The organism is Stenotrophomonas rhizophila (genome assembly GCF_001704155.1).
Classification (GTDB): Bacteria; Pseudomonadota; Gammaproteobacteria; order Xanthomonadales; family Xanthomonadaceae; genus Stenotrophomonas; species Stenotrophomonas rhizophila_A.
Map to the genome: position 1 here is coordinate 3,032,068 of NZ_CP016294.1, position 14,667 is coordinate 3,046,734.

11 protein-coding genes and 1 tRNA gene are annotated in these 14,667 nt (G+C 68.1%); 4 read left to right on the forward strand and 8 right to left on the reverse strand.

Annotation, left to right across the window (positions count from 1 at the left end; genetic code table 11):
• Window positions 1-44 precede the first annotated feature (44 nt).
• Window positions 45-2,873, forward strand: coding sequence for a TonB-dependent receptor (locus BAY15_RS13560; RefSeq protein ID WP_068853545.1), 2,829 nt, complete (start codon window positions 45-47; stop codon window positions 2,871-2,873).
• A 103-nt stretch (window positions 2,874-2,976) separates the two neighbouring features.
• Here BAY15_RS13560 and BAY15_RS13565 read toward each other — a convergent pair.
• From BAY15_RS13565 to BAY15_RS13600, 8 genes are all read right to left on the reverse strand, one after another.
• Window positions 2,977-3,053: transfer RNA gene (locus BAY15_RS13565), tRNA-Asn, on the reverse strand.
• A gap of 57 nt (window positions 3,054-3,110) precedes the next feature.
• Window positions 3,111-3,581: a 23S rRNA (pseudouridine(1915)-N(3))-methyltransferase RlmH gene (gene rlmH / locus BAY15_RS13570; protein ID WP_068853546.1), complete on the reverse strand. Its 471-nt coding sequence runs from the start codon at window positions 3,579-3,581 to the stop codon at window positions 3,111-3,113.
• Window positions 3,582-3,646: 65 nt separating this feature from the next.
• The gene (gene rsfS / locus BAY15_RS13575; RefSeq protein WP_068854726.1) at window positions 3,647-4,042 is read right to left on the reverse strand and encodes a ribosome silencing factor; all 396 of its coding nucleotides are present in this window, start codon (window positions 4,040-4,042) and stop codon (window positions 3,647-3,649) included.
• A gap of 97 nt (window positions 4,043-4,139) precedes the next feature.
• A complete protein-coding gene (nadD, locus tag BAY15_RS13580) occupies window positions 4,140-4,805 on the reverse strand; it encodes a nicotinate-nucleotide adenylyltransferase (protein WP_068853547.1) in 666 nt (221 codons plus the stop codon).
• Window positions 4,806-4,810: 5 nt separating this feature from the next.
• Window positions 4,811-5,848: a DNA polymerase III subunit delta gene (gene holA / locus BAY15_RS13585; protein ID WP_068853548.1), complete on the reverse strand. Its 1,038-nt coding sequence runs from the start codon at window positions 5,846-5,848 to the stop codon at window positions 4,811-4,813.
• 28 nt (window positions 5,849-5,876) lie between these two features.
• A complete protein-coding gene (lptE, locus tag BAY15_RS13590; protein ID WP_068853549.1) occupies window positions 5,877-6,497 on the reverse strand; it encodes an LPS assembly lipoprotein LptE in 621 nt (206 codons plus the stop codon).
• Between the two features lie 96 nt (window positions 6,498-6,593).
• Window positions 6,594-9,233: a leucine--tRNA ligase gene (gene leuS / locus BAY15_RS13595; protein ID WP_068853550.1), complete on the reverse strand. Its 2,640-nt coding sequence runs from the start codon at window positions 9,231-9,233 to the stop codon at window positions 6,594-6,596.
• A 190-nt stretch (window positions 9,234-9,423) separates the two neighbouring features.
• Window positions 9,424-10,035, reverse strand: coding sequence for a DUF998 domain-containing protein (locus BAY15_RS13600; RefSeq protein ID WP_068853551.1), 612 nt, complete (start codon window positions 10,033-10,035; stop codon window positions 9,424-9,426).
• A gap of 120 nt (window positions 10,036-10,155) precedes the next feature.
• On the opposite strand from BAY15_RS13600, the gene trxA reads away from it, so the two are divergent.
• From trxA to BAY15_RS13615, 3 genes are all read left to right on the forward strand, one after another.
• Window positions 10,156-11,013 (forward strand): thioredoxin, encoded by an 858-nt coding sequence (trxA, locus tag BAY15_RS13605; protein ID WP_068853552.1) that lies wholly within the window; start codon window positions 10,156-10,158, stop codon window positions 11,011-11,013.
• 139 nt (window positions 11,014-11,152) lie between these two features.
• On the forward strand, window positions 11,153-12,814 hold the full coding sequence (locus BAY15_RS13610; RefSeq protein WP_068853553.1) for a FecR family protein: 1,662 nt from the start codon (window positions 11,153-11,155) through the stop codon (window positions 12,812-12,814).
• Complete coding sequence (locus BAY15_RS13615) at window positions 12,811-14,451, forward strand: CHASE2 domain-containing protein (RefSeq protein WP_068853554.1); 1,641 nt, start codon at window positions 12,811-12,813, stop codon at window positions 14,449-14,451. The genes BAY15_RS13610 and BAY15_RS13615 overlap by 4 nt, the downstream gene beginning before the upstream one ends.
• The last annotated feature ends 216 nt before the right edge of the window (window positions 14,452-14,667 follow it).

The following is a 14,667-nucleotide window of genomic DNA, read 5'->3' on the forward strand; positions in this document are numbered from 1 at the left end:
GCGCCCCAGCCCAGACCCCAGGTTGTCCAGTCAGGAGAGAAGCTGTGAAACACCCGATCCAACAACGCTACAGCGGCAACCGTCGCAATCCGCTTGCCCACTCCATTTCTTCGGCCCTTGCTGGCGGCGTGCTGCTGCTGGCCGGCGCCTTCGCCTCCTCCTCGGCCCTGGCCCAGGACCAGGCCACCAACCTGGACCGCATCACGGTCACCGGGTCGAATATTCCCCGCACCAACACTGAAACCCCCTCGCCCGTGCAGGTAGTGACGCGCCAGGACATCGACCGCAGCGGCAAGACCACCGTGGCCGAGTACCTGCAGACGCTCACCTCCGACGGCGCCGGCTCCATTCCCAAGACCTTCGGCAACGGCTTTGCCGGCGGCGGCGCGGGCATCTCGCTGCGCGGCCTGGGTGCCGGCTCCACGCTGGTGCTGTTGAACGGTCGCCGCATGGCCACCTACGGCCTGGCCGATGACGGCCAGAAGGTCTTCACCGACCTGAGCACCATCCCGCTGGACGCAGTCGAGCGTGTGGAAGTGCTCAAGGATGGCGCGTCGGCGATCTACGGCTCCGACGCCATCGCCGGCGTGGTCAACATCATCCTGCGCAGCGATTTCGAAGGCGTGATCCTGCGCGGTTCGTACGGCCTGTCCGGCGACAGCGACGGCGACGCCAAAAAGGCGACCTTGACCGCCGGTACCGGTGACCTCGTCGAAGACGGCTGGAACGCCTTCTTCAGCCTGGACGTCGGCAAGACCGATGCGATCAAGATCAGCGACCGCAAGGACCGCAAGTGGATCGGTACCGGTGACCTGCGCCGCTGGGGCATCGCCGCCTCCGACGCGCAGTTCCTCAGCGGCGCATTCCTTAACGGCGCCACCAGCGGCGGCGCCGGCCCGAACGGTTCGGTGTTCGACGACCGCAACGTGGATGCCGACAACCCGGCCTTCCTGGTACCGCTGCCGGGCTGCCAGTCCGTGACCAACATCCCGGGCCAGACCGATGCCTCGATCGCCGAAGACGGCTGTCTGTACGATGCAGCCCAGCAGTTCCGCGACCTGAGCCCGAAGGAGGAATACGTCAACGTATTCGGCCGCGCCAGCTTTGCATACGGCGAAGGCGGCGAGATCTACACCGAGATCGGGTACTCCAAGAAGGAAACGGTCTTCAGCAACACGCCGTCCGGCGTGTCCGGCAGCTGGGGCTATCCCGGCGGCCCGGTCAACGCCAGCAGCGGCCCGGGTGCGGTCGTGCTGGGGCCGACCCATCCCGACAACCCGATCCCGGGCCAGGCCTCGCGCCTGCGCTATTCGGCCTGGGACGTCGGCCCGCGCGTGACCACCAACACCAATGAGTTCACCCGCTTCCTGGTTGGCACCAAGGGCAACTGGGGCGAGTGGGGCTACGACACGGCCTACCTGCATTCGAGCACCAACCTGGTCAACAAGCGTGACGGCTTCCTGCGCTACAGCGCCGTGCAATGCGCGCTGGGCGACCCGGCCTGCGCGGGTGGGACCTGGCGCATCGGCGACAACGCCGGGCAGAACTCGCAGGCGCTGTACGACTATATTTCGCCGCAGATCCAGGCCAACGCCAAATCCAGCCTGGACATGTTCGACTTCACCGTTTCGCGCAGCCTGATGGACCTCAAGGGCGGCCCGCTCGGCCTGGCGATCGGTACCGAATGGCGCAAGACCAGCAACAGCCTGACCCCGCAGACCTATACCGACGTGGGCGACATCATCGGCCTGGGCTACTCGGCCTATGACGGCACCCAGAACGTGTACGCCGGCTACGTGGAACTTTCCGCGCCGGTGCTGGAGCAGCTGGAGTTGTCGGGCGCCGTGCGTTACGACAAATATGAGAGCGGCGAAGGCAAGGCCACCCCGAAGTTCGGCGTGAAGTGGACCCCGGTGGACTGGGTGGCACTGCGTGCCACCTACGCGGAAGGCTTCCGCGCGCCGAATCCTGCCGAGAACGGCGACGGCGGCCTGGCGGCGTTCTCCACGGCACGTGATCCCGTGCGTTGCGCGGCCAGCCCGCCGGCGGATGTGACCACCAACTGCGGCGCGCGCCCGGTGGCCATCATCACCAGCCCGAACCCGGACCTGAAACCGGAAGAGTCCAAGAGCTACTCGTTCGGCATCGTGCTGCAGCCGACCTCGACCACGTCATTGACGGTGGATGCATGGGAAATCAAGCGCACCAATGAGATCGCGCAGGGCAGCACCGCCGACGCGATCGCAGCGGGCAGCGTGCTGCGCGACACCGACCTGATCAACGGCATTCCCGGCACCGGCACCATCCTGGCGGTGAATACCGCCTACGTGAACGCCAACTCGTCGCGGGTGCGCGGTATCGATACCGATATCCGCCAGACCTTCGACGTCGGCCCGGGCCAGCTGGAGATGGACCTGCAGTGGAGCCACGTGCTGAAGTTCGAACGCACTGAAGGTGACAACACGGTCGATTACGTGGGCACGCACGGCAACTGCGACGTGACCAACTGCATCGGCACGCCCGAAGACCGCATCAACTTCGGCACCACCTGGAAGCAGGATGCGTGGAGCGTGAGCGGCGTGGTCAACTACATCAGCAGCCTGGAGAACAAGGACCGCCGCGGTGGCGATTACCTCGCGTTCTATGCCGATGGCACGCCGGTGGAGAAGATCTCCTCGTTCACCACGTTCGACCTGTCCGGTCGCTACAACATCACCGACGCATTCGAACTGAACGCCTCGGTGCAGAACGTGTTCGACCGCACCGCCCCGCTCGACCCGACCACCTACGGCGGGGTGAACTACAACCCGCTGCACTTCAGTGGCGCGATCGGCCGTTACTTCACGGTGGGTGCGAAGTACACCTTCAACTGATCCATGCTGGTGTGAAACGAAAAGCCCGGGCATTGCCCGGGCTTCTTCGTTCATGGGTCACAAGCAAAAAAAAGCCTCGCATCGCTGCGAGGCTGTTAAAACTTGGCGCCCGAAGTTGGACTCGAACCAACGACCCCCTGATTAACAGTCAAGTGCTCTAACCGGCTGAGCTATTCGGGCGGGGTGCAAATTGTAACCAGTTTTTCGCAGCTTGTAACCCGTCTGCGCAGAATTTCTTCACGCGCGGTGATACGGATGGTTGGCCAGCATCGCCGCTGCGCGATACAGCTGTTCGGCCACCACCAGCCGCACCAGCATGTGCGGCAGGGTGAGCGGGCCGATCGACCACTTCTCGTCGGCCAGCGCCGATACCTCCGGCGAATGCCCTTCCGGGCCGCCAATCAGGAACGCCAGGTCCCTGCCCTGCCCGCGCCAGTGCTCCAGGCGCTGCGCCAGCTGCTCGGAGCTGAGTTGCTTCCCCGGTACATCCAGCGCCACCACATACGCGTTCTTGGGCAGCGCGGCGATCACCCGCTTGCCTTCGTCCTCGGTGGCGCGACGCGCATCGCGTCCCTTGCCACGCAGGCCCGGCTCGATTTCCACCAGCTCGAACGGCAACCAGTGCGAGAGCCGCTTCTGGTACTCGGCAAAACCCTGCGCCACCCAGCTGGGCGCGCGTTCACCGGTGGCGATCAGCCTGGCTTTCATCGTCATGCTCCTTCAAATGACAACGGCGCCACCCGGCGCCGTTGTCGTCACCACGTGCGCAACGCTCAGCGCGCAGCGTAGTCGTCTTCTTCGTCGCCCTCGTCGAGCAGGCTCGGCGGCTGGTCGCCCACCGTCCACAGGCGCTCCAGCGCGTAGAACTCGCGCACGCGCGGCAGCATCACATGCACCAGCACGTCGCCCAGGTCAACCAGCACCCACTCGGCTTCGCGCTCGCCTTCCACGCCCAGCGGCATCATGCCGAGGTTCTTGGCGAACTTGACCACTTCGTCGGCAATCGACTTGACGTGGCGGCTGGAGGTGCCCGAGGCGATCACCATGAAATCGGTGACGCTGGACTTGCCGATCACGTCGATCTCGACCACGTCCCTGGCCTTCAGTTCTTCGGTGGCCTGGCGCACGCACTCCAGCAGCTGCTGGGTGGACGGTGCCGGGTTCGGCATGGTGACCTTGATGGTCTGGGGCTGGGCTTGGTCGCTCAAAGCAGGGAGACTCGATAAATGTGGGGCCGATTATACGGGGCGGAGGAGCTGAACGTGTTCACGGCGTAGGGACCCCGTACAGGCCATGGCGGGCGATGTAATCGGCGACCGGCGGTGGCAGGAGCCCGCGCCAGTCCCCGTCGGCGGCGATCCGCTCCCGCACGGCCGTGGCGGATTCGTTGCGCAGGGGGGCGTGCAGGCGCAACACGCGCCCTGCGGGGGCGCTGAACAGCGCCTTGTCGGTGTCTGCCCAACGCCCCTCCAGCGTCTGCTGCAGCGGGGCCGGCAGGGCCTGCTCCAGCGAGCTTCCCGGGCGGTCGGCCACGATGAAGTGCGCCAGCTCGAACAGGTCCTCCCACTGGTGCCAGCTGGGCAGGCCCAGCAGGCTGTCGGCGCCTACCAGCCAGGCGATGGGCTGGCGCGGGCCCAACTCGGCACGCAGCTCGCGCAGCGTGTCGACGGTGTAGGAAGGGGTCGCCGGCTGGCGCTGGGCGCGTTCCAGCTCGCGCCGGTCCAGCAGCAGTCCCGGCTCATCGCCGATCGCCAGCGCCAGCATCTCCGCCCGCTGGGCGGCATTCGCACCGGGGGCCTGCCGGTGCGGCGGATCGGCCGCCGGCAGCAGGCGCACCGCGACCTGCAACTGGTCGCGCGCCGCCCGCGCGATGGCCAGGTGCCCCAGGTGCACGGGGTCGAAGGTTCCACCGTAATGGATGCGCAGGCCCACGGGGCTCAGGCGCGCGCGAGCAGGCGTACCGCGCGCGCTTCGGCCACGGCCACCAGCAGCCGCTCCAGGCCCAGCCAGGCATCGCCGTCGGCGCGCCCCTTGGCCATGCGGTCCACCAGCCCGGCCTCAGCGACGAAGCGCTCCCAGCGTTTGGCTTCCGGGTGCCGCTGCAGCGCGCGTTTGAACGGCGCCTGGCGCGATTCCCAGATGCCGCGGCTCTTCATTTCGGCCGCCAGGTTGCCACCGCGCACCTGCACCCTGGCCAGCGCGGCGGTGGACAGCATCTCGCGGATCACCATCGGCATCAGCGCGGCCACCGCCTCGCCTTCGCCGCGCAGCCCGGCCAGCATGCGCAGCACCGCCGCCGGTTGCCCGGAGAACGTGGCTTCCAGCAGGCGGAACACGTCGTAGCGGGCGGCGTCGGCCACCAGCGATTCCATGGTGTCCACATTCAGGGTCTGGCCACTGGCCAGCAGCGCCAGCTTGTCGATTTCCTGCGCGGCCGCCAGCAGGTTGCCCTCCACCCGCTCGGCCAGCCGCTGCACGGCGGCCGGGTCCGCGCGCAGGCCCTGCTGGCGCAGGCGGCGTTCGATCCAGTCCGGCAGCTCGTGCGGCTTGATCGCCCAGGCCACCGACAGCACGCCGACGCGGCTCACCGCCTCGGCCCACTTGCCCTGGTGCGCCTTGCTCCATTCGTTGCAGGTGATCAGCAGGATCACGTCCGGCGCCGGGTTGGCGCAGAACTGGCTGATGACCTCCCCACCCTCCTTGCCCGGCTTGCCGGTCGGCAGGCGCAGCTCCACCAGCCGGCGCGCACTGAACAGGCTGGGGGCATTGAAGGTGGCGTCGAGCTGGTTCCAGTCGAAATCGCGGCCGTCGGCATCGAACACTTCGCGTTCGCTGATGCCGTCGGCGCGGGCCCGAGCACGCACCGCATCGGCCGCTTCCAGCACGCGCAGCGTTTCCGGCCCGGCAATCAGGTACACCGGCGCCAGGGCCTGGCCGGCCGGCTGGCTGGCAAGCTGTTCGGGGCGCAGTTCCATCGTGCGGCCGGTCCGCCAGGCGGGCCGGTCAGCCGCCCTGCGGCGGCTTGACGGCCGGCACTGCGGCCGGAGGCGTGGTCGACGGCACGCCGGCAGGCGCCGCTGCCGGATCGGCGGTCGGCTTGGCCGGCGGGTTGAGCCGCCCGCGCTCCAGCTCGGCACGTACCACGCTGTCGATGCGGCGCATGATCGACGCCGACATCTCACGGCGCAGTTCGTCGGCCAGGATCTCGCGTTCGGTGGTAGTACCGGTGGAATCGGTCGGCGGCGAGACATAGTCGCGCGACAGCTCGATGACCTGCTGCGGGACCAGGTCGCTGCCGTCTTCGCGACGGAACACGAAGATCACAGCGTAGCGCAGGCTGAACTCCTGTGCGCGGCCCTGGGCATCGATCGCGATGGGCAGGTCGCCCCAACGCTCGGACAACACCTGCAGCTGCGCGGCCGGTTCCTTGCTGTCGGCGTCGGCAAGCGTCGCGCCCGATGCCTGCAGGCCACGCCGGAGCAGCTTGGCCAGTTCGCTGTAGGGCGCCGTGGAGACCACCTTCACCGCCGCCGTATCGGCCGGCAGCATCAGCTTGTTGCGCAGGTGGAAGCCACAGCCGGCGAGGGTAGCGGTAAGAACAAGGGCAAGCAGGAATCGGGTCATGTTCACAGTCTGGAGGAGCCGGGCGAAGCCGGCAACAGAAAATTGGATGCCGATACGATGCCCGACCCTGCGTGAACGAAGCACGTAGAGCGGGGCTTACCCCGCCACGATGTTCACGATCTTGCCCGGCACGATGATGATCTTGCGCACGGTCAGTCCGTCCAGGAACTTCGCCGCATTCGGCTCGGCCAGGCCCAGTGCCTCGATCTGGTCGCGCGCGGCATCGGCAGCCACCTCGATGGTGCCACGCAGCTTGCCATTGACCTGCACCGCCAGAGTCACCGCATCACGCACCAGCGCGCCGGCATCGGCCTGCGGGAACGGCTGGTCTTCCAGCAGCGTTTCGCCATGGCCCAGCAGCTGCCACAACGCATGGCTGGCATGCGGGGTGATCGGGTTGAGCAGCAGCACGGTGGCCTGCAGCGCTTCCTGGCGGACCGCACGGCCCTGGTCGGAGCCGTCATCGAACCTGGCCAGCGCGTTCATCAGCTCCATCACCGCGGCGATGGCGGTGTTGAAGCTGTGGCGGCGGCCGTAGTCGTCGCCGACCTTACCGATGGTTTCGTGGGTCTTGCGGCGCAGCGCCTTCTGTTCGGCGGTCAGCGCCGCCAGGTCCAGCGCCGGGGCAATCCCCTCGTCCGCATGCTTCTGCACCTGCGTCCACAGCCGGCGCAGGAAGCGCGCCATGCCGTCCACACCCGCTTCGTTCCACTCCAGCGACTGTTCCGGCGGTGCGGCGAACATCGAGAACAGGCGCACGGTGTCGGCGCCGTAGCGGCTCACCATGGCCTGCGGGTCCACGCCATTGTTCTTGGACTTGGACATCTTCTCGGTGCCGCCGATCTCCACCGGCTGGCCATCGGCGATCAGCACCGCGCCGGTGACGCGGCCACGCTCGTCGCGCCGCACGTCCACGTCGGCCGGGTTGATCCAGTCCTTGGACCCGTCCGGGTTCTGGCGGAAGTAGGTATCGGCGATGACCATGCCCTGGCACAGCAGGTTCTGTGCCGGTTCGTTGCTGTCCACCATGCGCGCATCGCGCAGCAGCTTGTGGAAGAAACGGAAGTACATCAGGTGCAGGATCGCGTGTTCGATGCCGCCGATGTACTGGTCCACCGGCAGCCAGTAGTTGCCCCGCTTGTCCACCGCGTCACGGGCACCCGGAGAAGTGTAGCGGGCGTAGTACCAGCTCGACTCCATGAAGGTATCGAAGGTATCGGTCTCGCGCTCGGCCGCGCCACCGCAATCGGGGCAGGTGGTCTTGCGCCATTCCGGATCGGCCTTGATCGGCGAACCCGTACCGACGAAGTTGACGTCTTCCGGCAGTACCACCGGCAGCTGCTCTTCCGGCACCGGCAACGCGCCGCACTTGGGGCAGTAGATCACCGGAATCGGGCAACCCCAGTAACGCTGGCGGCTCACGCCCCAGTCGCGCAGGCGGTAGTTCACCCGGCGCTGGCCCTGGGCCTTGCGCTCGAAGCGTTCAGCCAGCGCCTCGAAAGCGCCCTGGAAATCCAGGCCATCGAATTCGTCGGAATTGACCAGCTCGGTCTCGCGGGTCTTGTCGCCGTACCAGTCCTGCCAGTTGCGCGGGTCGTAGGCGGTTTCGTCCTTGCGCGGCGACTTCAGCGCGATGACCTGGCGGATCGGCAGGTCGTACTTGTTGGCGAATTCGAAGTCGCGCTGGTCGTGCCCGGGAACGGCCATGACCGCGCCGGTGCCGTAGCCCATCAGCACGAAGTTGGCCACCCACACCGGCACCTGGGCGCCGGTGACCGGGTGCACCGCGCGCAGGCCGGTGTCCATGCCGCGCTTTTCCTGGGTTTCCAGCTCAGCCTCGGACACGCCGCCCTGCTTCATCTCGGCCAGCAGCGCGGCCAGCGCCGGGTTCGACTTCGCCGCATGCAGGGCCAGCGGATGCTCGCCTGCGATCGACACGAAGGTCACGCCCATCACCGTGTCCGGGCGGGTGGTGAACACGCGCACCGAGTCCAGCGCGCTGCCGTCGGCATCGCGCACGTCGAACTGGATCTCCAGCCCTTCGGAGCGGCCGATCCAGTTGCGCTGCATGGTCTTGACCGATTCCGGCCAGCCCGGCAGTTCATCCAGGCCGTCCAGCAGTTCCTGGGCGTAATCGGTGATGCGCAGGAACCACTGCGGAATCTCGCGCTTCTCCACCAGCGCGCCGGAGCGCCAGCCACGGCCGTCAATGACCTGCTCGTTGGCCAGCACGGTCTGGTCGACCGGGTCCCAGTTCACCACCGCGTTGCGGCGGTAGGCCAGGCCCTTGCGCATCAGCCGGGTGAACATGCGCTGTTCGTGCACGTAGTATTCGGGTGTGCAGGTGGCGAACTCGCGCGACCAGTCGATCGCGTAGCCCATCGACTTGAACTGCCCACGCATGTGTTCGATGTTGGCGTAGGTCCACTTGGCCGGCGCGGTCTTGTTCTTGATCGCCGCGTTCTCGGCCGGCAGGCCGAACGCATCCCACCCCATCGGCTGCAGCACGTTGTGCCCGGTCATCCGCTTGTAGCGGCTGATCACATCGCCAATGGTGTAGTTGCGCACATGGCCCATGTGCAGCGCGCCCGACGGGTACGGCAGCATCGACAGGCAGTAGTACTTCGGCTTGTCCGAGGCCTCGTTCACCTCGAAGGCGCGCGTGGCGTCCCAGAACTTCTGGGCGGCGGATTCAACCTGCTGCGGATCGTATACGTTGGGTTCGACGCTGGTCATGGAAAACACAGTTGCGGCGGCAAAGCGGCACAGCGTACCGCAGTGCGGCAAAGGGCTCCAATCATCGACGCTACGAATACAGGACTGGAATGGCATCCCGTTGATAAATCAAGGAATTACCCATTTCCAGATTATCTACAACGGTCATCCCGCGCGCGCACCCGCGTGGATTGCGGCCGAATCCGCCAGTTCAGTCGTGGCGGACCCTGCTGGCCACTGGCAGCGCCGCCGCCAGCCACACCGCCCAGGCAACGAAGGCGACGCGCTGCGCCACCGGCGCCGGAATGACCGCCTGCAGCACGAAGGCACCCACCAGTACGGCCAGCCCCGCAGACACGTGCAGTGCCGCCAGCCGCCCCCAGCCCGGCAGGCGCCGCGCCCCGAAGCCGGCCATCAGTGCGCCCGGCACGAACGCCAGCACCCAGACCATCCACGCGCTGGCGTGGAACTGGCTGGCCGGGCTCTGGATGTCGGTGGGATCCAACGGCAGCACGCCCATCGCGGCGAAGGCCAGCCCGGACAACACCAGCATCTGCCCGCCCACCCGCATCGTCCACGGCGCGGTGACCGGCACCCGCGCCAGCAGGCGCACGGCCACCACCGCGGCCAGCAGCCCGGGCAACACGAAGCCAAGCAGGTCGAAGGCCACCGCGTGCGGCACCCCGGTCGCACCCAGCAGCGCCACCGGGTGCCCCAGTGGCAGGTAGCCCGGCAGTAGCGCGCCAAAGCCCAGCACCGAGGCCAGGAACAGCACCGCAGCCAGGGCGCCCAGCAGTGGATCGAAACGTTGCAGTGTCTTCATGCGGCCATTCTCCGCCAGCGTGGCGCCATCTCCTATAGGGCAACGCCGACCGATTGGGGTTGCTTCTCGATATCGCCGGCACCATACACTGCGTACATCTTTATCGTTGATCTTCCGACCATGAGCGAACTGCCCCACGTCTTTGACGCCACCACCGAAACCTTCGAAGCACAGGTGCTGCAGAAGTCGCTGCAGACCCCGGTACTGGTCGATTTCTGGGCCACCTGGTGCGAGCCCTGCAAGACCCTGGGCCCGATGCTGGAAAAGCTGGCCGGCGAGTACAACGGCGCGTTCGAGCTGGCCAAGGTCGACGTGGACAAGGAGCAGCAGATCGCGGCGGCCTTCCAGATCCGCTCGGTGCCCACCGTGTTCCTGGTCAAGGGCGGCCAGCTGGTGGATGGCTTCCCCGGTGCGATCCCCGAAGGCCAGCTGCGCGAGTTCCTCACCCAGCACGGCATCAGCCCCGCCGAAGCTCCGGAAGCTGCGGCTGATGAGCCCGCACCCCTGGACCCGCAGGCCCGCGTGGACGTGCTGCGCGCCGGCATCGCCGCCGAGCCGGACAAGGAGGAGCTCAAGCTCGACCTGGCCCTGGCCCTGCTGCAGACCGGCGGCACCACCGAAGCCAGCGCATTGATCGATGCGCTGCCGGCGAACCTGTCCACCGACGACCGTGCCGTGCGCGCCCGCGCCCGCCTGGATTTCGCCAAGGCCCTGCAGGACGCCCCGGCACCGGAGCAGCTGGACGCCCGCATCGCGGCCGATGGCGGCGACCTGCAGGCCCGCCACCTGCGCGGCGTGCAGCAGCTGCTGGGCGGTGAAGACGAAGCCGCGCTGGAGCAGTTCCTGGCCATGTTGCGGAAAGACGGCAGCTACAGTGACAACCTGCCGCGCAGACTGCTGATCGATGCCTTCAAGGTCATCGACGACGCCGCGCTGGTCGGTCGCTACCGCCGTTCGATGGCCGCGCTGCTGTTCTGAGCGCGTCCGCCGTTCAGAATCCCTGCACCGGCAGCGGTCAATAATGTGATCGCGGTCTAACTTTCGACCGCGATCCATTCGGGGGGATGCGGTCTGGCCATGGGGGCCCTACGGCTCGGCCCCGCCTCCAGGGGCACAGATGACCGTGAGTTCGACCCGCTTCCCGCGCCTGCGCGCCCGTTCGATCCGCCTGCTGACGGTGCTGGGGCTGCTGTTGTCCGCCTTCCCCGTGCTGGCCCAGGACTGGACCTACCGGGTCCGCCCCGGCGACACCCTCTGGGACCTGGGCGGGCGTTACCTCAAGCCGGATGTGCCCTGGGCACACCTGCAGGCGCACAACCGCGTCGCTGACCCTTACCGGCTGCCCCCCGGCACCCCGCTCCGGTTTCCCATCGCGTGGCTGCGCGTGCAGCCTGCGCCCGCCCGGGTGCTGGCCGTGCGCGGCGCCGTGCAGGCCCGGCTGGGCGACAGCGGTGCATTGCGCCCTGTGGTGGAGGGCGAACGGCTGGGCATCGGCACGCACCTGATCACCGGGGCAGAGGCCAGCGTGACCCTCGCCTTCGCCGACGACTCGCGCCTGCAGCTGCGCGAGCATTCGCACCTGCGCCTGGACCAGCTCAGCCGTTACGGCCACACCGGCATGGTGGACACCCGCCTGCGCCTGGAACAGGGCCGCAGCAGCAACCGGGTCACCCCCGCCAAGGGCCCGGCTTCGCGCTACATCATCGATGCCCCCACCGCGACCAGCAGCGTGCGTGGCACGCAGTTCCGGGTCAGTGCCGGCGGTCAGGGCCGCATGGCCGCCACCGAGGTACTGGAAGGCCGCGTGCAGGTCGGCAACCGGCGCGGCGAGCGACGGGTTACCCACGGCCAGGCCACCCGCAACCGGGCGCTGGACGCCCGTCCCGACATGCCCGAGGCGCTGCTGCCCGCCCCTGTCCTGGCCCGCACTGGACTGCGCCTGGACCCACTACCGGCCCGACTTGCGTGGGAAACAGTAGCGCAGGCCACCCAGTACCGGGTAGAAGTAGTGCGCGCCGATCAGCCGGAGATCCTCGTGTTCGCCAGGGACACCGCCGACACCACCATGACCGTGCCCGACCTGCCCCCCGGCCTGCTGCGGCTGCTGGTGCGTGCGGTCAGTGCCGATGGCGTGGAAGGCCTGGATGCGCAGGCCGATTTCGAAGTGCGCGACCAGCCGGCGCCGCCGCTCACGGTGCGTCCGGTCAATGGCGAAACGATGGCCAGCCCGCGCCCGCGCTTCGAGTGGAGCCAGGTGGAAGGCGCCGCCAGCACCGTGCTGCAGGTTGCCACCGAGCCGCAGTTCCTGCAGCCGGTATTGGAGCAGGAAGGACACGGCACCCGCGTGCGTGCTGCCGAAGACCTGCCCCCCGGCGACTATTTCTGGCGCGTGGCCTCGCGCGACGGCAACGGACACCGCGGCCGCTTCGGCCAGCCGGTGGCGCTGGGCATCAGTCACGCGCCGGTGGACCCCGGCCTGCAGCCGCCGCAGGCCGCCAGGGGCCAGCTCACCCTGCGCTGGCAGGCAGGCGAACCCGGCCAGCGCTACCGCGTGCAGTTGGACAAGCGTGGCGACTTCGCCCAGCCGCTGCTCGACCAGCAGGTGGACCAACCCGAGGTCACGCTCAAGCGGCCATGGCACGGCACCCTGCACGTGCGCGTGCAGACGATCGACGACGACGGCTACGGCGGCCCATTCTCGCCTGCGCAGCAGGTCGCGCTGCCCTGTCGCACCTGCTATGGCGCCGGTGCCGGCGCGCTGCTGCTCCTGCTGCTGTGAGGCCGCTCACGCTCTCCTGGCCCCGGCGCATCGTGCTCGCGGTGCTGGTGGGCGTGCTGGCGGCGGCCGCCAGCCACGGGCAGTGGTTCTGGAAGCAGGATGAAGCGATCTACGACACCTACGTCGGGTCCTGGGAATACACGCCCGATCCGCGCCTGCTGGTGGTGGCCATCGACGACAGCAGCCTGCAGCAGCTCGGCCAGTGGCCGTGGCCGCGTTCGACCCATGCGCGGCTGCTGGACCGCCTGACCGCAGCCGGCAGCCAGCGCGTGGTGCTGGACCTGCTGCTGTCCGAACCGGACCGCCAGGACAGCGCGCAGGATGCCGAACTGGCGGCGGCGATCCGCCGCAATGGGCATGTGGTACTGCCGGTGCTGGCCGCGCCGTCGAGCGGGCCGCGCATGGCCGAGGAACTACTGCCGATTCCATTGATCGCCGCCAACGCCTCGATGCTGGGCCACAGCGATGTGGAAGTGGAGGCCGATGGCGTTACCCGCGGGCTGTACCTCACCGCCGGCATCGGCTCACCGCACTGGCCTGCGCTGGGCCTGGCGTTGGCCAACACGCGTGGCCCCCTTCCCGGGCTGATCGATACCCGCCCACGGCATGACGCGCCCTACCAATGGCACCGCAACCACTACGTGCGCGTGCGCTTCGCCGGCCCGCCGGATCGCTTCCCGCAGGTGTCGTATGCGGATGTGTTGAACGGCGATGTCGCGCCGGAAGTACTGCACGACCGCTTGGTGCTGGTGGGCATGACCGCCAGCGGCATCGCCCCGCGCCTGCTCACCCCGACCACCCGCGAGCGCTGGATGAGCGGCACCGAATACCAGGCCAACGTGGCGTCGATGCTGCTTTCCGGGAATGTGATCAGCGTATTGGCGCCCTCATGGCAGGCAGCCTTGAGCGGGCTGCTGGTGGCGTTGTGTGCGCTGGGCCTGACTCTGCCGCGCGCGGTGGCCAGTGCCCTGCTGGCCCTGCCGGTGGCGCTGCTGTCCAGCTTCGTGCTGCTGCGTGCCGGCCACCTGTGGTTCGCGCCCGCTGCAGCGCTCACCTGCATGCTGGCGGTGATCTGCGCGTGGGTGCTGTGGCGGATCGCCGCGTGGCGCCGGCAGGCCAACAGCGATGGCTTGACCGGGCTCGGCAACCGCGTGCGTTTCGAACAGACCCTGCAGCAGGAGCATGATGCCGGCCGCCGCAGTGGGCGCCCGCTGACCCTGGTGCTGATCGACGTGGACCACTTCAAGCAGCACAACGACCTGCATGGGCATCATGCCGGCGATGCGGTGCTGCGCCGGATCGCCAACGAGATCCGCGCGCATGCGCGGCGCCCACGCGACATGGCCGCGCGCTTTGGCGGTGATGAGTTCGCCTTGGTGTTGCCCGATACGACGTCGGAAGGCGCCGTGCAGGTGGTCGAAGACCTGATCGCCGCGGTACGCGGCATGCACCTGTCGCCCGGACCGCAGCCGCACGCGCAGATCACCCTCAGCGTGGGCCTGTACACCCACACCCCCGATGCCAGCAGCGAGCCGCGCCATTACTTCGAAGGCGCCGACGCAGCGCTGTACCGCGCCAAGGCCGCAGGTCGCGACGGCTATGCCACCGGCGACACGGAAACGGACAACAGCGCGTAGAGCCACGCCCTGCGTGGCTGCTCTACGTTCCGGCACCGCACAGCCACGCAGGGCGTGGCTCTACCGTTCAGACGCGATCAGCCATTCAAGCATGCACTACATCACACTCATTCCGGCACTGCGTTGCCGAAGTGATTTCACGACACGCGCGTTCGTTGAATTCCTATACCGCACCATCACCCCAGCTGCTCCACTTCGCCTACCCCGCGCGTGCGG

What these genes read in the sequence shown, in the direction of transcription:
- rlmH (WP_068853546.1), bottom strand. Translation starts at nt 3,581, where the DNA reads ATGAAAGCCAGGCTGATCGCCACCGGTGAACGCGCGCCCAGCTGGGTG.
- rsfS (WP_068854726.1), bottom strand. Translation starts at nt 4,042, where the DNA reads ATGCCGAACCCGGCACCGTCCACCCAGCAGCTGCTGGAGTGCGTGCGC.
- holA (WP_068853548.1), bottom strand. Translation starts at nt 5,848, where the DNA reads ATGGAACTGCGCCCCGAACAGCTTGCCAGCCAGCCGGCCGGCCAGGCC.
- lptE (WP_068853549.1), bottom strand. Translation starts at nt 6,497, where the DNA reads ATGACCCGATTCCTGCTTGCCCTTGTTCTTACCGCTACCCTCGCCGGC.
- leuS (WP_068853550.1), bottom strand. Translation starts at nt 9,233, where the DNA reads ATGACCAGCGTCGAACCCAACGTATACGATCCGCAGCAGGTTGAATCC.
- BAY15_RS13600 (WP_068853551.1), bottom strand. Translation starts at nt 10,035, where the DNA reads ATGAAGACACTGCAACGTTTCGATCCACTGCTGGGCGCCCTGGCTGCG.
- trxA (WP_068853552.1), top strand. Translation starts at nt 10,156, where the DNA reads ATGAGCGAACTGCCCCACGTCTTTGACGCCACCACCGAAACCTTCGAA.
- BAY15_RS13610 (WP_068853553.1), top strand. Translation starts at nt 11,153, where the DNA reads ATGACCGTGAGTTCGACCCGCTTCCCGCGCCTGCGCGCCCGTTCGATC.